The 1,405-nt window shown below is 69.0% G+C and carries 2 protein-coding genes; both read left to right on the forward strand.

Annotated elements, in window-relative coordinates; genetic code table 11:
• A partial coding sequence (locus tag A3IG_RS0103465) for an extracellular solute-binding protein (protein WP_018382151.1) occupies positions 1-609 on the forward strand: 609 nt, incomplete at its 5' end.
• 176 nt (positions 610-785) lie between these two features.
• Positions 786-1,405: carbohydrate ABC transporter permease (locus tag A3IG_RS0103470; RefSeq protein ID WP_018382152.1), on the forward strand; the 620-nt coding region annotated here is incomplete at its 3' end.

Consider the following 1,405-nt stretch of genomic DNA (forward strand, 5'->3'; position numbering starts at 1 on the left):
GGGGACGTGTTCACCGAGGACGGGTCCAAGGTGGCGTTCAACGACGCGGCGGGGGTCAAGGCGCTGACGTGGTTGAAGCAGTTGGTGGACGGTGGGTACACCGACAAGGACCTGGTCAGCACGACTCCGAAGTTGGAGCAGACCCCGGTGGCCAAGGGGAAGGTGGCCTGTACCTGGCAGAACACCCCGGCGGACGTGGAGCCGTTCTGGGGCAAGGAGAACATCGTGGTCCGGCCGCCGTTGAAGGACACGGAGTCGGTTGGTTACGGCACGGTGGGCGCGTTGTCGATGCTCAAGGGCGCGGACAAGGACGCCGCGGGTGAGTGGATCAACTTCGTGGCCGAGCCGGGCAACGCGGCGGGGTTGGAGAAGCAGTCCGGGTTGTTCCCGGCGCGGAAGTCCGCCAAGGACCTGTACCCGGACGACGCCGTGCAGCAGGCGGTGGCCGCGACCCTGCCGAGCATGGTCGCCGGGCCGATGCAGGACAAGGCCCGTGAGGTGATGGGCCTGCTCGCCCCCGAGATCCAGGCCGCGCTCATCGGCAAGAAGAGCCCACAAGAAGCCCTCGACGCCGCAGCCAAGGCCGCCGACGCACTCCTCGCCCGCTGACCAGGCCCGGTGACCGGGCCCCCGGTGGGCCTGGTCACCGGCCGGTCGGCCCCTGACCGCGCACCCTGGCTGGCGCACCGCACTGTCAGCCGGGGCGCGCCCCAAGGGGCATCGTTGCTCGTTCTCCCGCTCCCCCAGGGACCGGGACCCGTCCCAGCACCACAAGGAGACTCACCGTGGCAGTCGTCGCGGAACCCACCCGCCGGAGCCGCCGCAGCGGGCCGCAGGCGCGCCGCGAGGCCCGGATCGGCCTGCTGTTCGTCCTCCCCTGCTTCCTGGTGTTCCTCGCCTTCAGGTTCGGCCCCGGCGTCGCCGGCGTGCTGATGAGCTTCACCGACTACTCCCTGACCGACGGCGGCAACTTCATCGGCCTGGACAACTTCACCCGCCTGTGGGACGACCCCCTGTTCTGGCAGGCCCTGAAAGTCACCGTCTGGTACACCGCACTCGCCGTCCCCGGCACCCTCGCCGTCTCCATCGCCCTGGCCCTGCTCACCCGACGCGCCTTCCGCGGATCGAAACTCTTCCGATCCCTGTTCTTCCTGCCCGTGGTCACCTCACTGGTACTCGCCGCCACCGTCTTCGTGTGGATCTTCTCCACCGGCGGCCCCTGGTCCACCATGACCAGCTGGCTCGGCATGTCCGACTCGTCCTGGCTCACCGACGACACCCTCGTCATCCCCGCACTGGTCATCGTCGGAATCTGGTCCCGCTTCGGCTACGGCATGCTCATCCTGCTCGCCCGCATGCAGGACATCCCCCGCGAACTCGAAGAAGCCGCACTCACCGACGGAGC

It is taken from the genome of Wenjunlia vitaminophila DSM 41686, assembly GCF_000380165.1.
GTDB classification, from domain to species: Bacteria; Actinomycetota; Actinomycetes; order Streptomycetales; family Streptomycetaceae; genus Wenjunlia; species Wenjunlia vitaminophila.